Below are 14,123 nucleotides of genomic sequence, written 5' to 3'. Positions count from 1 at the left end.
GGATCAGGCCTTGGCGGCAGCGACGATCAGCATGAAGGCCGGGATGTCATCGCCGAAGCCAACGGGCGTCGGGCCGTCGTCATGGTCGTTATGACGGTTGCGGCGGCGATCACGATTGTCGTCGTTTGCCGGATAAGGATTGTTGCGGTTGTTGCGCGGGTTCTGATCGCGGCGCTTGTCCGTTTTGCGTTCTGTCGCCACCGGCTCCACCTTGATCGCTTCCACTTTCACCGCTTCCATCACCTGTTGTTCCTCTGCCGGTTTGACATACTCGCTGCGCGTATCGGATTTATGACCGCCGCGCCGCTCACGACCCTTGTCGCGGCCGCGTTTTCCACGGCTTTCGTCATGGCTCTCGGCCGGCGCCGGAAGGGCCGACAGGTCGCCATCAAGCCATTCGATCTTCTGATCGATGAGCTTTTCGATGGCATCGAGGAACTTGGTGTCGCTGCGCGTAACCAGGGTAAAGGCCGCGCCTGAGCGTCCGGCACGACCGGTACGGCCAATGCGGTGGACATAGTCTTCGGCGTGGATCGGAACGTCGAAATTGAAGACATGGCTGACATCGGGGATGTCGAGGCCGCGGGCGGCGACGTCAGAGGCGACGAGCAGCGTGATCGCGTTGGCCTTGAAGCCTGCCAGCATGGTCGTACGAGAGCGCTGGTCCATGTCGCCATGCAGCGCGCCCACCGAGAAGCCGTGGCGCTCGAGCGACCGGAAGAGGTCGGCGACATCCTTCTTGCGGTTGCAGAAGATGATCGCGTTCTTCAGGTCGTCCTGGGCGCGGATGAGGTCTCGCAGCTTCGAACGCTTCTCGTAATCTTTGTTGTGGCATGCGACGAGGCGCTGCGTCACCGTCTTCGCCGTCGATGACGGCGGAGCGACTTCGATTCGCTCTGGATTCTGCAGAAACTGGTCGGCCAGCTTCTGGATTTCTGGCGGCATGGTTGCCGAGAAGAACAGCGTCTGACGCGTGAACGGGATCATCTTGGCGATGCGCTCGATATCGGGGATGAAGCCCATGTCGAGCATTCGGTCGGCTTCGTCGATCACGAGGATCTCGACGCCTGTCATCAGAAGCTTGCCGCGCTCACAATGGTCGAGCAGGCGGCCTGGTGTGCAGATCAGGACGTCGGCACCACGTTCCAGTTTGCGATCCTGCTCATCGAACGACACGCCACCAATCAGCAGCGCCACGTTCAACTTGTGATTCCGTCCGTACTTCTCGAAGTTCTCGGCGACCTGGGCTGCCAATTCGCGCGTCGGCTCCAGAATGAGCGTGCGCGGCATGCGAGCCCTGGCGCGGCCCTTCTCGAGCAGCGTCAACATGGGGAGAACGAAGCCTGCCGTCTTGCCGGTGCCTGTCTGGGCGATGCCGAGAATGTCACGCCGCTGCAGGGCCGGCGGAATTGCGCCTGCCTGGATCGGGGTCGGAATGGTGTAGCCGGCATCGGTGACGGCAGAAAGGACTTTTTGGCTCAGGCCAAGGTCAGCAAAAGTGGTCAAAGGGAAGTAGTTTCCGTTCCTGTTCTCGCGAACATCGCTCAATAGCCCGGAAGATCGGGCAACAATGGTTGCGGCGAATAGAAGGAAACTGCCGGAAAGTCAAGGAAACGGGCGGATTTACCCCTACAAAGGCTTAATGATCACGATTAATTGGCTTGCAACGTCATGGTTATCCGCAAACCGGAGCCCTGCTGACGGAAAACCTGCTGCGAATCGTCCTGTCGCCGTCAATTGATCAGCGGCGTCAGCTTCATTCCGGCATTGAGAAAACGCATGGGATCGACAGGGTCGCCATTGCGCCGGACCTCGTAGTGCAGATGCGGGCCGGTCGACCGTCCCGTCGAGCCTGCCAGGCCGAGAATCTGCCCGGTTTCGACAGTGTCGCCCTCGCTCACCAGAATGCGGGACATGTGCCCGTAACGGGTGGAGAGGCCGAGGCCGTGATCGATTTCGACCATGTTGCCATAGCCGCCCGAAAAGCTTGCGGTGACGATCTTGCCTGCCCCGGTGGAGCGGATTTCCGTGCCCGTCGGAGCGCGGAAATCGATGCCGGCATGCATGGCAAGTCCGCCGAAGAAGGGATCCGGACGGTTGCCGAATCGGCTGGTGATTTCCCTGCCAGGGGCGGGGTTTGCAAAGGGCAGGCGCTTGGCTGTGTCGCGAACCGTTTCCAGCCGCGTGAGGGCGACATCCAGCGCATTCAGCGAAGCGTTGAAATCGCGGTCTGACTGCGGCGCCAGATAAGGGCCACCGACGGCGTCGGTTGCCGGCAGTGCAGCCTGTTCGTCGATCGGCACGCCCTGACGCCTGAGGATCGCGGCAATCTCGTCGGCGGTCTGCGAGGCGCCGTTCGCCAGTTCCTCGATTCGTTGCAGCTGTTCGGCCTCGATCTCCTTCAGCGACAGCGTCATGTTCGAAAAGAGGCGGTCGGCGCGATCGGCGACATTTTCGCCGGTCATCGGCACGTAACCAAGCGCGAGTGCCGGCCTATGCGGGACCTCAGTCTTGGGTTCTGGTGCTGTTTCGCCGAGCAGGGCGGCGAAGGCCTGTGTGCCCGTTGAGAAGGAAGCCTGATCCTTGCCATCGACCACTGGCTTCTCGGCGGGCAGGGGGCCATCCGTCGGCAAAGCGTCAGGCTCACTCCCCGTCTGCAGAAGCGCGTCGATCCGGCCATGGCGGGAGGTGAGAGCCATCTGCTGCTCGAGCAGTTTCTCGACCTTTTCCTCGACCACCTGCTGGTCGAGCAATTGGCGCGAGGTGACACGGTCTACCTGGGCGCGCAGTGCTGCGATCCGGTCTTCATATTCATGCTGCATGCGCGCCTGGCGCGCCATGGTGGCGCCAATCAGGTTGTCGCGCAGGACGAGGTAGGTCGTGGCGCCGAGGTAGCCGATCGCCATGGTGCCGAGAAAACAGACTGTGAGCGCCACCATCCAGGGACGGATCGTCATGTGCCGGATGCGGTCGCCGCTCGCCAAGATGACGATATGCTGCTCCCTGCGCTTTCCGAAGACCTGGCTGTTCGAACCCGTCGTCACGCTGTCCCCCAATAAAGTCGGGCGCGCCTCGCGTAGCGTCATGCCCGATATCGGCGAGTCGCCTGTCCGATCCGCCGTTAGCAATTACGCATAATTAGGGTTAATGAAGCGTTAGGCGCTTGGAATTGCGTGTCAAGCCGACGAGTTGTTCTTGGAGGACAGCGACCGGTAGAAGGATGGCGTCAGGCCCGCTTCGGCGCGTGCGACATCGTTGAAAGGCGCCTTCAGCTGGCCGCGGAAATTGGCGCGCACCAGGTCCTGAAACGCCCGTGCGGGGTCACGCTTTTCGCGGGCGCAAAGGAAGCGGAACCACTTTGCGCCGACGGCCACATGGCCTTTTTCGTCTTCGTAGATGACCTTCAGCACGTCGGCGCTTTCGAGATCGCCCGTTTCGCGCATCTTGTCCTGCAGCGACGGCGTAACATCGAGGCCGCGGGCTTCGAGGATGAGCGGCACCACCGCAAGGCGGGCCGTGAGGTCGTTCTTCGTCGAGTGCGCCGCCTGCCAGAGCCCGTCATGGGCGGGCATGTCGCCATAATCTGCACCGAGCGCCCGCATGCGGTCGCGCACCAGCCGGAAATGCTTGGCCTCCTCATAGGCCACCTTCATCCAGCCGTCGAAGAAGGATTGCGGCACCGGTTCGGTGGCAAAGCGGGCGACGATGTCGAGCGCGAGGTCAACGGCATTGAGCTCGATATGGGCGAGCGCATGCAAAAGGGCGACGCGGCCGGGCAGGGTGTGCAGCGAGCGTTTCCCGACCGCCTTTGGCGGCACGAGCTCGGGTTTTGCCGGGCGGCCCGGCCGATCGGGAAGCGGCGGATCGAGCGGCGAGCGCAGCGACAGGCGGCGCTCATGCCAGCGCATCGCTGCGGTTTGTGCGAGCGCCGTCTTCTCGTCGAGGTCGGCGCTCAGGATTGCGAGGGTGGCAGCGCCGCGAAGGGAATGGAATGCCGTCTCGGGCTGCGTCCTCTCCAGCATGTCAAAGCGCCTGCGCGGCCTTCAACACGGCCTCTGCATGGCCGGGGACCTTCACCTTGCGCCAGACGTCGGCTACCTTGCCGGACTTGTCGATCAGGAAGGTCGAGCGTTCCACGCCCATATAGGTCTTGCCGTACATGCTCTTTTCCTTCCAGACGCCATAGGCTTCCAGTGCCTTGTGCTCCTCGTCAGCGGCCAGCACCACCGAAAGGTTGTGTTTGGCGGCAAACTTGTCATGGCTCTTCACCGAATCAGGCGACACACCGATGACGGTCGCGCCGAGCTTTGCGAACTCCTCGGTCAGACCCGAGAAGTCGACCGCTTCGGTCGTGCAGCCGCTGGTGTCGTCCTTCGGGTAGAAATAGAGAATCACCGGCTTTCCGGCGAAATCGGAAAGAGAAACGGTGCCGCCGCCATTGCGGGGCAGGGAGAAATCGGGGGCCATGTCCCCGGCAGTCAAATCCGTCATGGGATAACCTTTCTTTTGCCCGTTTTGTGGGTGAATGTGGGCGCCTTCGATATATAGTCCGCTCCGCAGTCGTCCAGAGCGACTTGTTAGCGGCATCGATCGACGGAGACAATCACCAGGATATGTCGGAGATCCGGGGCGAAAAGCTACGGTTTCGCAAGCGGGACATTGTGCCGCTGCATGCTCTTCCGTCTGCCCAGGCCGAGGATCCCCTCATCGTGCATTGTCCGCCGCCGAAGCGATCGTTGTTTCGGCGCCTGTTGCGGGTGCTGGCCGGCTTCGCGGGGCTCTGGGTCGTCGTGTTCTTTGCGGTCTATGCCGTGGTCGAAAGCGGCACCCTCGATGCCGCCCTTGCGCAACGAGCGCAGGCCGTCCTGAACAATGCCCTCGGACCGCAGTTCACCGCCAAAATCGGCGGCACGGAAGTGCGCTTCTCCAACGGTATGGAATTGTCCGTCGAGGCGCGGGACGTCACTTTACACGAACAGGCCGGCGGCGAGCGGGTCGCCCTGACGAATTCGGTCCGATTCATCCTTGAGCCCTTGGCGCTTCTCGGCGGTCGGTTCTCCATACGCGAGATCGTCAGCGAGGGCATCGATCTCGATGCGACGGTGCTGCCGAAGGGTGAGCGTGTCGACATCTCGGATTGGCGGATCGATCATATTCCGGCCCGGTTGGCAGATGCCTTTGCCGAACTCGACCGGCTGCAGGGTTTCATTGCCCGCGGCGGTCTCGACCGCATGCGCCTTGCCGGACTGGAGATCGCCTCCACGAGTACAAGTGGGCGGCCGATGACGCTTGCGATCGACGACATCGTGCTGGAGCGCGGGGATGACGGTTCCCTTTCGATCTTCGGCGCGGTTGCAGTCAACGGGCAACAAACGGAACTGACGGCGCTGACCACGAATGTCGACGGCCGTGCCGATTCGCTGACGATGCGGGTTGCCGATGTGCGGGTGACCCCGTTCCTGCTGCGGCGTTCCAGCACGGGCGAAGCGCGCCAGGGCATCGACGGCTCGGCCGAATTGCTGCTGAATGCTCGGCGCGAGGCGCCGGATCAGGATGCCAGCGTCTCGCTCGGCATCAACATGCAGAAAGCCGGCTTCTACTCCGACGGCCAACGCCAGGAGATCACCGACGCTCGTCTCAGGCTTTCCTACGACTTTTCCAAGGATACGATAGAACTTGCCGATTCGACTGCCCGATTCGACCAAACCATCTTTCCGCTCTCCGGCGGCCTGATCGATCTCGATCGGCTGCCGGAAGGCAGCAGTTTCGGCAAGGGTTTCGGCATCGATCTTGTGGTCACCGATGGCCGAGCAAATGTGCCGCGCGCCGGCGAAGCACCGTTTCCCTTCTTCCTGAAGGGCTATGGTCGCTACCTGGTCGAAGAGAACCGCCTGCAACTCGATACGCTCGACGTTTCCACGCCGTCGGGCAACATGCGCGGCAAGCTTCAGGTGGGCTTCGGTGGAACGGGGCCGGAGATCCGGTTCAACGCCGTGGTCGAGAACATGCGCACCACCGTGGTGAAGCAGTTGTGGCCCTACTGGATTGCCTCCAAGCCGCGCGAATGGGTTCTCGGAAACCTCTATGGCGGCCTGATCCCCAAGGGGACGATCGACGTCTTCATTCCGCAGAACCGCCTGTCGATCGACCCGAAGCCGGTGCGGCTTGATGCCGACGAACTGAAGATCGGTTTCGATCTGGAAGACGCGCGCCTTAACCTGACCGGCGAACTGCCGCCGCTTCGCGACGTCTACGGCCGCTTCGACATGGTGGGCGAGCGGGTGGATGTCGCCATCCGCTCAGCGGGTTCCTTCTTCCCGTCGGGCCGCATGGTCAAGCTGGAGAGCGGTCGTCTGGTGCTGCAGGACGCCTATGAGAAACCTCTGATGGCGGATATCGATCTCGATATTGCAGGCGCTGCGGATGCCGTGGCCGAACTCGTTTCCTTCAAGCCTATCGAAGCGCTAAAGGTCGTCGACTTCCAGCCCTCGGACTTCTCGGGCAAGGTTCGCGGGCAGGCGAAGATCCGGCTCGGTCTGGTGCCGGATCAGTCGCCGCCCGATCCGAGCTGGACGGCTGAAGTCGCGCTCAACGATGTGGATGTGGCCAAACCCTTCGACGGGCGTCAGATCGCCGATGTCACCGGATCCCTGTCTGTCGATCGCGACAAGGCCATGCTCGATGCATCAGCGAAGATCGACGACGTCCCGATGGAGGTGAAGCTCACCGAACCGGTGCGTCGCGGCGATGGTGCCGTAGCCCGCGAACAGGTCGTAAGGGCGACACTTGACAACGCAGCCCGCGAAAAGCTCGCGCCGGGGCTCGGCGAGATCGTCAACGGGGCGATCAAGCTGGAGCTGCGCCGGCTCGACGATACGACACAGGCCGTGTCCGTGGATCTCCGATCCGCGACGCTGACCATTCCCTGGGTGGGTTGGTCGAAGGGGCAAGGCATTGGCGCGACCGCCAAGTTCGAGTTGACCAAAGACGGAAAGCTGTCGCTGATCCGCAAGTTCGCTCTGGATGGTGAGGGCTTTGGCGCCTCCGGCGACATGAGCATTGATGATACCGGGCTTGTTGCGGCCAATCTGTCGCGCGTCCGCCTGTCGCCGGAAGACGAGGTGGCGCTGACCGTCCGTCTCAGCAAGGGCGTCTATTCGGTTGTGGCTAACGGCCGCGCCTTCGACGCTCGCTCTCTGATCTCCACCCTGCAGCGACCGTCCGGCGAGGGCGGCGATACGAATGCGGCGCGGACTTCGCTCAAGATCGCAGGACGCTTCGACCGCGTGGTCGGCTTCAGCGGCGAGCAATTGTCTGGTGTTTCGATCATCTATGGGGCGAGCAGGGGCCGCGTTAATGCCGTGGATTTTTCCGGTGTTACGGGCAGCGGTCAGGCACTGGTCGCCAAACTGCGTCAGCCCGAAGCAATGAGGGAACTCTCCGTCACCACCAGCGATGCCGGTGCCGTCCTGCGCTTTCTCGATGCCTACAAACGGCTTGGCGGCGGCCTTGCCAACCTGCGCTTGACGGAAACCCGCGACGGTGCCTGGAGCGGCAATCTCGATCTGCGCAACTTCCAGGTCGAGAACGAAGAGCGGCTTCAGACGATCGTCTCCGCGCCGACCGGCGCCGGCGGACGCAGTCTCAACAATGCCGTCCGCAGCGATATCGATGTGAGATCTGCCCGCTTCCAGCGCGCTTTTGCCCGGCTTGCGCTGGTCGGCGGTACGCTCAGCGTCGAAAACGGTATCGTGCGCGGCGAGCAGGTGGGCGCGACCTTCCAGGGGATCGTCCGCGATCAGGCCGGACGGATCGACCTCACCGGCACCTTCATGCCGGCCTATGGGCTCAATCGACTGTTCGCCGAACTGCCGGTGATCGGTGCCATCCTCGGCAATGGGCGCGACCGCGGCCTGCTCGGTATCACCTTCAAGTTGACCGGACCGACAATGAAGCCGAATCTGGTGATCAACCCGCTGTCGATCATTGCGCCGGGCGTCTTCCGCCAGATCTTCGAGTTCCGCTGAGCCGCAAGCTGTTCAGTCGCGTTCGAGCATCACGACGGGCATGGCGAGGCGTCGTGCTGCAAGGATCTTGGCATAGCCGGCGGGACCACCAGAATTGCGGCAGACGAGATGCGTGACGCCATGTGCCGTCAAGAGGTCTGCCTCGCGGTCGGGATCGCTTTCCGGTTTGCCAAGGACGAGGGTGTAATCCGCGAAGGCGAGCAGCGTTTCCGGCGCATCGACCATTCGGATCACGAATCGGCAGTCGTCCCGCCCGACGAAAACGTCGAGATATTGTCGGCCAAGCGCGAGGAAGACCGTCGCGTGCAATGGCAATGCCTCGGCCGCCGCCTCGAGTGTGGTTACGCTCCTCCAGCGGTCACCCGGCTGTTTCTGCCAGCGAGGGCGCAGCCGCTGTTCGAGAGGCACGCCTGAGATCGCCGCAGCCTTGATCGCATTCTCGCTGATCCGCCGCGCGAAGGGATGGGTGGCGTCGATCATCCGGTCGAATCCCTCCGTCTTCAAATAGACCGCCAGACCTTCCGGCCCTCCGAATCCTCCGATGCGCACTGCGCCCGCAGGCAGGATTGGGTCAACCGTTCGCCCCGCCAGCGAGGTGGTGACAAGATGGCCTTCGACCACGAGCCTTTCCGCCAGAAGACGGGCCTCGGCCGTGCCGCCAAGGATCAGGATTTTCTGCGGCGCATCCTCCGGTTCAGCTCGCATGGGCGATGATCGCTCCCTTGCGATCGGTGACGATGATGTCCACCACAACGCCACTGTCGCGCAGCACTCCCTCGGCCGTGCGTTTCGCCGCCTCGGCCACAGATGCGGCGATTGCGATCCCTTCTTGTGTCATGATCTCAAGTACTTCCATCGCGGTATTCGCGTTTTCGACGGCACTGCGAGCAGAATCTTTGAGGATATGACTGCAAGGCATTGAAAGAAAAATTTTATTATCGATTTGGCTGCGTGAGGAATGCAGGTCGAGAGCCCCCTGGGCCAGTTTCGTCATCTTGGCAAAGCCGCCAGCGATCGTCAGCTTGGGGACTGGGTGGGCACGCAGGTATTTCAGCAATCCGCCGGCGAAGTCGCCCATGTCGATCAGGGCGCCGTCCGGCAGGTTGTGAAAGATCTGGGCCGCTTTTTCCGATGTCGAACCGGTCGCGCCGAGCAGATGGGTCAGGCCTTCGGCGCGGGCGACGTCGATGCCGCGGTGGATCGAATGAATCCAGGCAGCGCACGAGAAGGGATGCACGATGCCCGTCGTGCCAAGAATTGAGATCCCACCGAGAATGCCGAGCCGAGGGTTCCAGGTGCTTTCTGCGATCTGTGCGCCGCCGGGAACGGAGATCGTCACCTCGAGATCCGGCGCGATCCCATATGCTGCAGCAATCGCTTCGATCTCCGCCGTCATCATGGCGCGGGGTACCGGATTGATCGCCGGTTCTCCGACGGCAATCGGAAGGCCCGCTTTGGTGACGGTGCCGACCCCGTCGCCAGCCACAAAGCGGATGCCGCTTCCGGGAGGTAGGCGGGTCACTGTCGCGATTACGGTGGCGCCATGGGTCACATCCGGATCATCACCGGCATCCTTGACGATGCCCGCATAGGCGCTCTCGCCGTCGAAACCTTCGCGGGCGAGGGCGAAGGCCGGCGTTTCGCCTTTCGGCAGTGTGATCGAGACGGGGTCTGGAAAGTTGCGCGTCAGAAGAGCCGTGAATGCCGCCTTGGTTGCCGCCGTCGCACAGGCTCCCGTCGTCCAACCATTGCGCAAGGGGGTGCCTTCCGGCTTTTCAAGCCGGTGGCCCTCGGCCCCATTTCTTCCAGCCTGTTTTTCGACGTCACTCATGGCTCGCTTATAGGCGAGCCGGCGGACTTGAGGAAGGCGTATGGGCGAAGGTTTGGGGCGGAAAGAGCCATGGCGGAATTGCAATTTTGCCGCACGAGGCCTAGACCATGACCATGAGTGACACGATGCGTCTAGCCCTGCCCATGAGCCTGCCGGCCCTCGAGTCCGGCCATGTGTGGCTGGCCGGCGCCGGCCCCGGGGATCCGGGCCTCTTGACGCTGCTGGCGGCCAAGGCGCTGTCGGAAGCCGATGTCATCGTACATGACGCTCTGGTGAACGACGACTGCCTGAAGCTCGCGCGCAGTGGCGCCATTCTCGAATATGCAGGCAAACGCGGTGGGAAGCCGTCGGCCAAGCAGCGCGATATATCGTTGCGTCTTGTCGAACTCGCAAAGGCCGGCCACCGCGTCCTCAGACTGAAAGGCGGCGATCCCTTCGTCTTCGGGCGTGGCGGCGAAGAGGCGCTGACGCTCATCGAATATGGTGTGCCCTTCCGCATCGTTCCGGGGATCACGGCGGGGATCGGCGGGCTTGCCTATGCCGGGATCCCGGTCACCCACCGCGAAGTCAACCATGCCGTGACATTCCTCACCGGCCATGATTCCTCCGGCGTCGTGCCCGATCGAATCGACTGGGCCGCCATCGGCCGCGGCTCACCCGTCATCGTCATGTATATGGCGATGAAACACATGGGCCAGATCGCCGCCAATCTGATGGCCGCCGGACGCCGGGCAGACGAGGCCGTGGCCTTCGTCTGCAATGCCGCGACCCCGGAACAGACCGTGCTCGAAACCACACTGGGACGCGCCGAAGCGGACATGCTTGCCGCGGGGATCGAACCGCCGGCGATCGTTGTCATCGGTGAGGTCGTGCGTCTGAGGCCTTCGCTCGACTGGCTGGGCGCCCTCTCGGGCCGCAAGCTTCTGCCCGATCCCTTCGCCGTGGAGCGGAAAGACACGGCATGAGCGGATTGCTGATCGCCGCGCCGGCTTCCGGTTCGGGCAAGACAGTGGTGACGCTCGGCTTGATGCGGGCGTTGAAGCGTCGCGGTCTAGTGGTCGCGCCCGGCAAGGCCGGTCCGGACTATATTGATCCCGCCTTTCATACGGCTGCGAGTGGTACACCCTGCTTCAACTTCGATCCCTGGGCCATGCGCCCGTCGTTTCTCCACGCACAGGCCGCTCAGACATCACCTGATGCCTTGCTGGTCATCGAGGCGATGATGGGGCTCTTCGATGGCGCGGCCGATGGAATGGGAAGTGCAGGGGATCTCTCGAGCCTTCTGTCCCTGCCTGTTGTGCTGGTTGTCGATTGCGCTCGTACATCGCAATCCGTCGCGGCTGTCGCAACGGGCTTTGCCCGATTTCGCGCTGACGTGCGGGTCGCCGGCGTCTTCCTCAACCGCGTCGGCAGCGACCGCCATGAAGCCATGTTGCGCGCCGCAATGGCCAAGACCGAGGTGCCGGTGCTGGGTTGCCTCAGGAGTGACCCGCAGCTTTCCCTGCCGGAGCGGCATCTCGGTCTGGTGCAGGCCGGCGAACATGCTGCTCTCGAGAACTTCATCGAGCGAGCGGCCGATGCGATCGATGCGGGGATCGATATGGGCGCACTGCTTTCAATCGTCCAGGCAGCGCCTCGCAGAGAAAGCGCGCCGGTGCGCGGCATCGCCCCGCTCGGTCAGCACATCGCCGTCGCCCGCGATCTCGCCTTCGCCTTTTCCTATCCGTATCTCCTGGAGGGCTGGCGGGAGCAAGGCGCGACGCTCTCCTTCTTTTCGCCGCTCGCCGACGAAGGCCCCTCGTCAGATGCCGATGCGATCTACCTGCCGGGCGGATATCCCGAATTGCATGCCGGGAGATTGGCCACTGCTGACGGCTTCCGCTCGTCAATGATGGGAGCGGCGGACCGGGGAGCGCGGATCTATGGGGAATGCGGCGGCTATATGGTTCTGGGCGATGGGCTCGTCGACGCTGACGGCCATCGCCACCCCATGCTCGGCCTCTTGCCGCTGGTGACGAGCTATGCGGTCCGCAAACGGCATCTGGGTTATCGGCGGCTGAGATCGCTCGTGTCCGATCTGTTTGCAGGCAGTTATACCGGCCACGAATTCCACTATTCCACGGTTGTTGCGGAAGGGGCGGCGGACCGCCTGTTCGAGGCAGAGGACGCTCTCGGCGAACCGATCGGTGCCGTCGGGCTGAGGCGCGGGTCCGTTGCGGGGTCTTACATGCACCTCATCGACATTGCAGGAGAGAGAGCATGAGCGGGCCGATCCAGCATGGTGGCGGTCTCGCCGCTGCTTCAGCCCTTTACGGCGGGCGCATTGAAGACTGGCTCGACCTGTCGACCGGCATCAACCCCTGTCCGCCTGATCTGCCCGTGATCCCGATGCGGGCCTGGCATCGCTTGCCCGACCAGGAACGGGAGACGGCGGCGAGAGTGGCGGCGCAGCGCTTCTATCGCTCGCGCGATCAGCTGCCACTTCCGGTGCCGGGGACGCAATCGGTCATCCAGTTGTTGCCGCGCCTGGTGCCATCAGGTGCCCGGGTTGCAGTGGTCTCGCCAACCTATGGCGAATATGCGCGTGCCTTCACGCTTGCCGGGCTTGCCGTGGATGCTATCAGTGATCTCAATGAGATCAGCAAGGCGCATGGTCTTGTCGTGGTGGTCAATCCGAACAATCCGGACGGACGGCTCCACACACCGACCGAGCTTCGAGCGCTGGCCGGTGATCTCGCAGATCGGGGCGGGATGCTTGTGGTCGACGAGGCCTTCGGTGACATGCTGCCCGACCAGAGCCTTGCCGGCGATGACAGTGCGAACCTGATCGTCTTCCGCTCCTTCGGAAAATTCTTCGGCCTTGCCGGCATTCGCCTCGGATTTGTCATCGCCGCCGACGAAGTCGCAGCGCAATTTTCCGAATGGCTTGGACCTTGGGCCGTGTCCGGCCCGGCGCTCGTGCTTGCCGAGCGTTTGATGTCTTCCGATACCAGCCTCATTGCCCAGCAGATCCGAAGCCGCGCGCTTGCACTTCAGGAGATTCTGTCCGAAGCCGGCTTCACAGTCAGCGGTGGCACCGAGCTTTTCCAACTGGTCGAAGATGCGAGAGTCGGCGAATTGTACCGGCATCTCTGCAGCCGCCAGATCCTGACGCGCAAGTTCGACTACCGACCGGACTGGCTGCGTTTCGGCCTTGCCCCCGACGAGGCGGGCGATACGCGTCTCCGCGAGGCGCTCAGAACATTCCGGAGTTCGTCAGCATGAACCATCTGCTGCTCCTTCTTGCAGCCATCGTTCTCGACCGGGTCGTTGGCGATCCGCCATGGCTCTGGCAACGTGTGCCGCATCCGGTGGTGATCTTCGGCAAAGCGATCGATCTCTTCGAAAAGCGCCTGAACAGAACAAGTTTCACAGCCGAAGGTCGACGCTTGAATGGCGTCTTCACGATCGTGGCGCTGCTCGCCGCCTCGGCGGCCGTCGGCATGCTGCTTTCTGTCCTGTTCGACAATCTCGGCCTTGTCGGCATCATTCTCGAATTGATCATCGTCGCCGTTTTCCTCGCCCAGAAGAGCCTTGGCGACCATGTCCAGGCGGTGGCCGACGGTCTCTTGCGTGATGGTCTCGAGGGAGGTCGGCAAGCGGTTGCGATGATCGTCGGACGCGATCCGAAGACTCTCGACGAGGCCGGCGTTTCGCGCGCGGCGATCGAAAGCCTCTCCGAAAACTTTGCCGATGGTGTCGTTGCGCCGGCTTTCTGGTACGCGATTGCCGGCCTTCCCGGCATCCTCGCCTACAAGATGCTGAACACGGCTGATTCGATGATCGGCCACAAGAATGAGCGCTTCCTGCAATTCGGCTGGGCCTCCGCCAGGCTCGATGATCTCGCGAACTGGCCGGCTGCGCGGCTATCCGCCGGGTTCATCGCCCTGGCTACAGTCTTGAAACGCGGGGCAGGGGCCGGCCGTCGCTCGTTATCTGCGGCCCTGCGCGATAGTGGATTGCACCGCTCGCCGAATTCCGGCTGGCCGGAAGCTGCGATGGCGGGTGCACTCGATCTGCAGCTCGCCGGTCCGCGCGTCTACGGCGGCACCAGAGTGAGCGAGCCGATGATGCATGCATCCGGCCGCAGCGATGCCGGGCCTGCTGATATCCTTGCGGGAATCGGTGTTTTCTACGCAGCCTGCGGCGTCATGGCGGCATTAATCGCCCTGATATGGGCGATCTCGAAAATCATCTGACGTTTCGAGCTTAAATTGGCTGGCGGT

The 14,123-nt window shown here is 62.8% G+C and carries 11 protein-coding genes; 5 read left to right on the top strand and 6 right to left on the bottom strand.

Annotation, left to right across the window (positions count from 1 at the left end):
- Positions 1 to 3: 3 nt before the first annotated feature.
- From GH983_RS09670 to bcp, 4 genes are all read right to left on the bottom strand, one after another.
- Entirely contained in the window at positions 4 to 1,506 is a 1,503-nt protein-coding gene (locus tag GH983_RS09670) for a DEAD/DEAH box helicase (protein WP_054149728.1), read from the bottom strand.
- Between the two features lie 227 nt (positions 1,507 to 1,733).
- Entirely contained in the window at positions 1,734 to 3,044 is a 1,311-nt protein-coding gene (locus GH983_RS09665; RefSeq protein WP_054149787.1) for a peptidoglycan DD-metalloendopeptidase family protein, read from the bottom strand.
- A 132-nt stretch (positions 3,045 to 3,176) separates the two neighbouring features.
- On the bottom strand, positions 3,177 to 4,022 hold the full coding sequence (locus GH983_RS09660; protein WP_069041264.1) for a ferritin-like domain-containing protein: 846 nt from the start codon (positions 4,020 to 4,022) through the stop codon (positions 3,177 to 3,179).
- A gap of 1 nt (position 4,023) precedes the next feature.
- Positions 4,024 to 4,491: a thioredoxin-dependent thiol peroxidase gene (gene bcp / locus GH983_RS09655; protein WP_069041265.1), complete on the bottom strand. Its 468-nt coding sequence runs from the start codon at positions 4,489 to 4,491 to the stop codon at positions 4,024 to 4,026.
- 122 nt (positions 4,492 to 4,613) lie between these two features.
- On the opposite strand from bcp, the gene GH983_RS09650 reads away from it, so the two are divergent.
- Positions 4,614 to 8,027: a DUF3971 domain-containing protein gene (locus GH983_RS09650; RefSeq protein WP_153762286.1), complete on the top strand. Its 3,414-nt coding sequence runs from the start codon at positions 4,614 to 4,616 to the stop codon at positions 8,025 to 8,027.
- A 12-nt stretch (positions 8,028 to 8,039) separates the two neighbouring features.
- Here the strand turns inward: GH983_RS09650 and GH983_RS09645 are convergent, their stop codons facing one another.
- Positions 8,040 to 8,732: a cobalt-precorrin-6A reductase gene (locus GH983_RS09645; protein ID WP_153762285.1), complete on the bottom strand. Its 693-nt coding sequence runs from the start codon at positions 8,730 to 8,732 to the stop codon at positions 8,040 to 8,042.
- On the bottom strand, positions 8,722 to 9,858 hold the full coding sequence (locus GH983_RS09640) for a cobalt-precorrin-5B (C(1))-methyltransferase (protein WP_153762284.1): 1,137 nt from the start codon (positions 9,856 to 9,858) through the stop codon (positions 8,722 to 8,724). Before GH983_RS09640 ends, GH983_RS09645 begins: the two co-directional genes overlap by 11 nt.
- Before the next feature lie 107 nt (positions 9,859 to 9,965).
- Between GH983_RS09640 and cobA the strand changes: the two genes are divergently transcribed.
- Genes cobA through cbiB form a run of 4 tightly spaced genes read left to right on the top strand, consistent with a single transcriptional unit; the run spans position 9,966 to position 14,096 of the window.
- Positions 9,966 to 10,823 carry a uroporphyrinogen-III C-methyltransferase gene (gene cobA, locus GH983_RS09635; protein ID WP_194842811.1) on the top strand — a complete coding sequence of 286 codons (858 nt, stop codon included), beginning with the start codon at positions 9,966 to 9,968 and terminating at the stop codon, positions 10,821 to 10,823.
- Positions 10,820 to 12,121 (top strand): cobyrinate a,c-diamide synthase, encoded by a 1,302-nt coding sequence (locus GH983_RS09630; RefSeq protein ID WP_153762283.1) that lies wholly within the window; start codon positions 10,820 to 10,822, stop codon positions 12,119 to 12,121. Before cobA ends, GH983_RS09630 begins: the two co-directional genes overlap by 4 nt.
- Positions 12,118 to 13,122, top strand: coding sequence for a threonine-phosphate decarboxylase CobD (cobD, locus tag GH983_RS09625; RefSeq protein ID WP_153762282.1), 1,005 nt, complete (start codon positions 12,118 to 12,120; stop codon positions 13,120 to 13,122). The genes GH983_RS09630 and cobD overlap by 4 nt, the downstream gene beginning before the upstream one ends.
- Positions 13,119 to 14,096: an adenosylcobinamide-phosphate synthase CbiB gene (gene cbiB / locus GH983_RS09620; RefSeq protein WP_153762281.1), complete on the top strand. Its 978-nt coding sequence runs from the start codon at positions 13,119 to 13,121 to the stop codon at positions 14,094 to 14,096. Before cobD ends, cbiB begins: the two co-directional genes overlap by 4 nt.
- Positions 14,097 to 14,123 lie beyond the last annotated feature (27 nt).

The organism is Agrobacterium sp. MA01 (genome assembly GCF_009650195.1).
Lineage (GTDB): Bacteria > Pseudomonadota > Alphaproteobacteria > Rhizobiales > Rhizobiaceae > Allorhizobium.
This window is presented reverse-complemented; position numbering and strand designations above follow the sequence as displayed.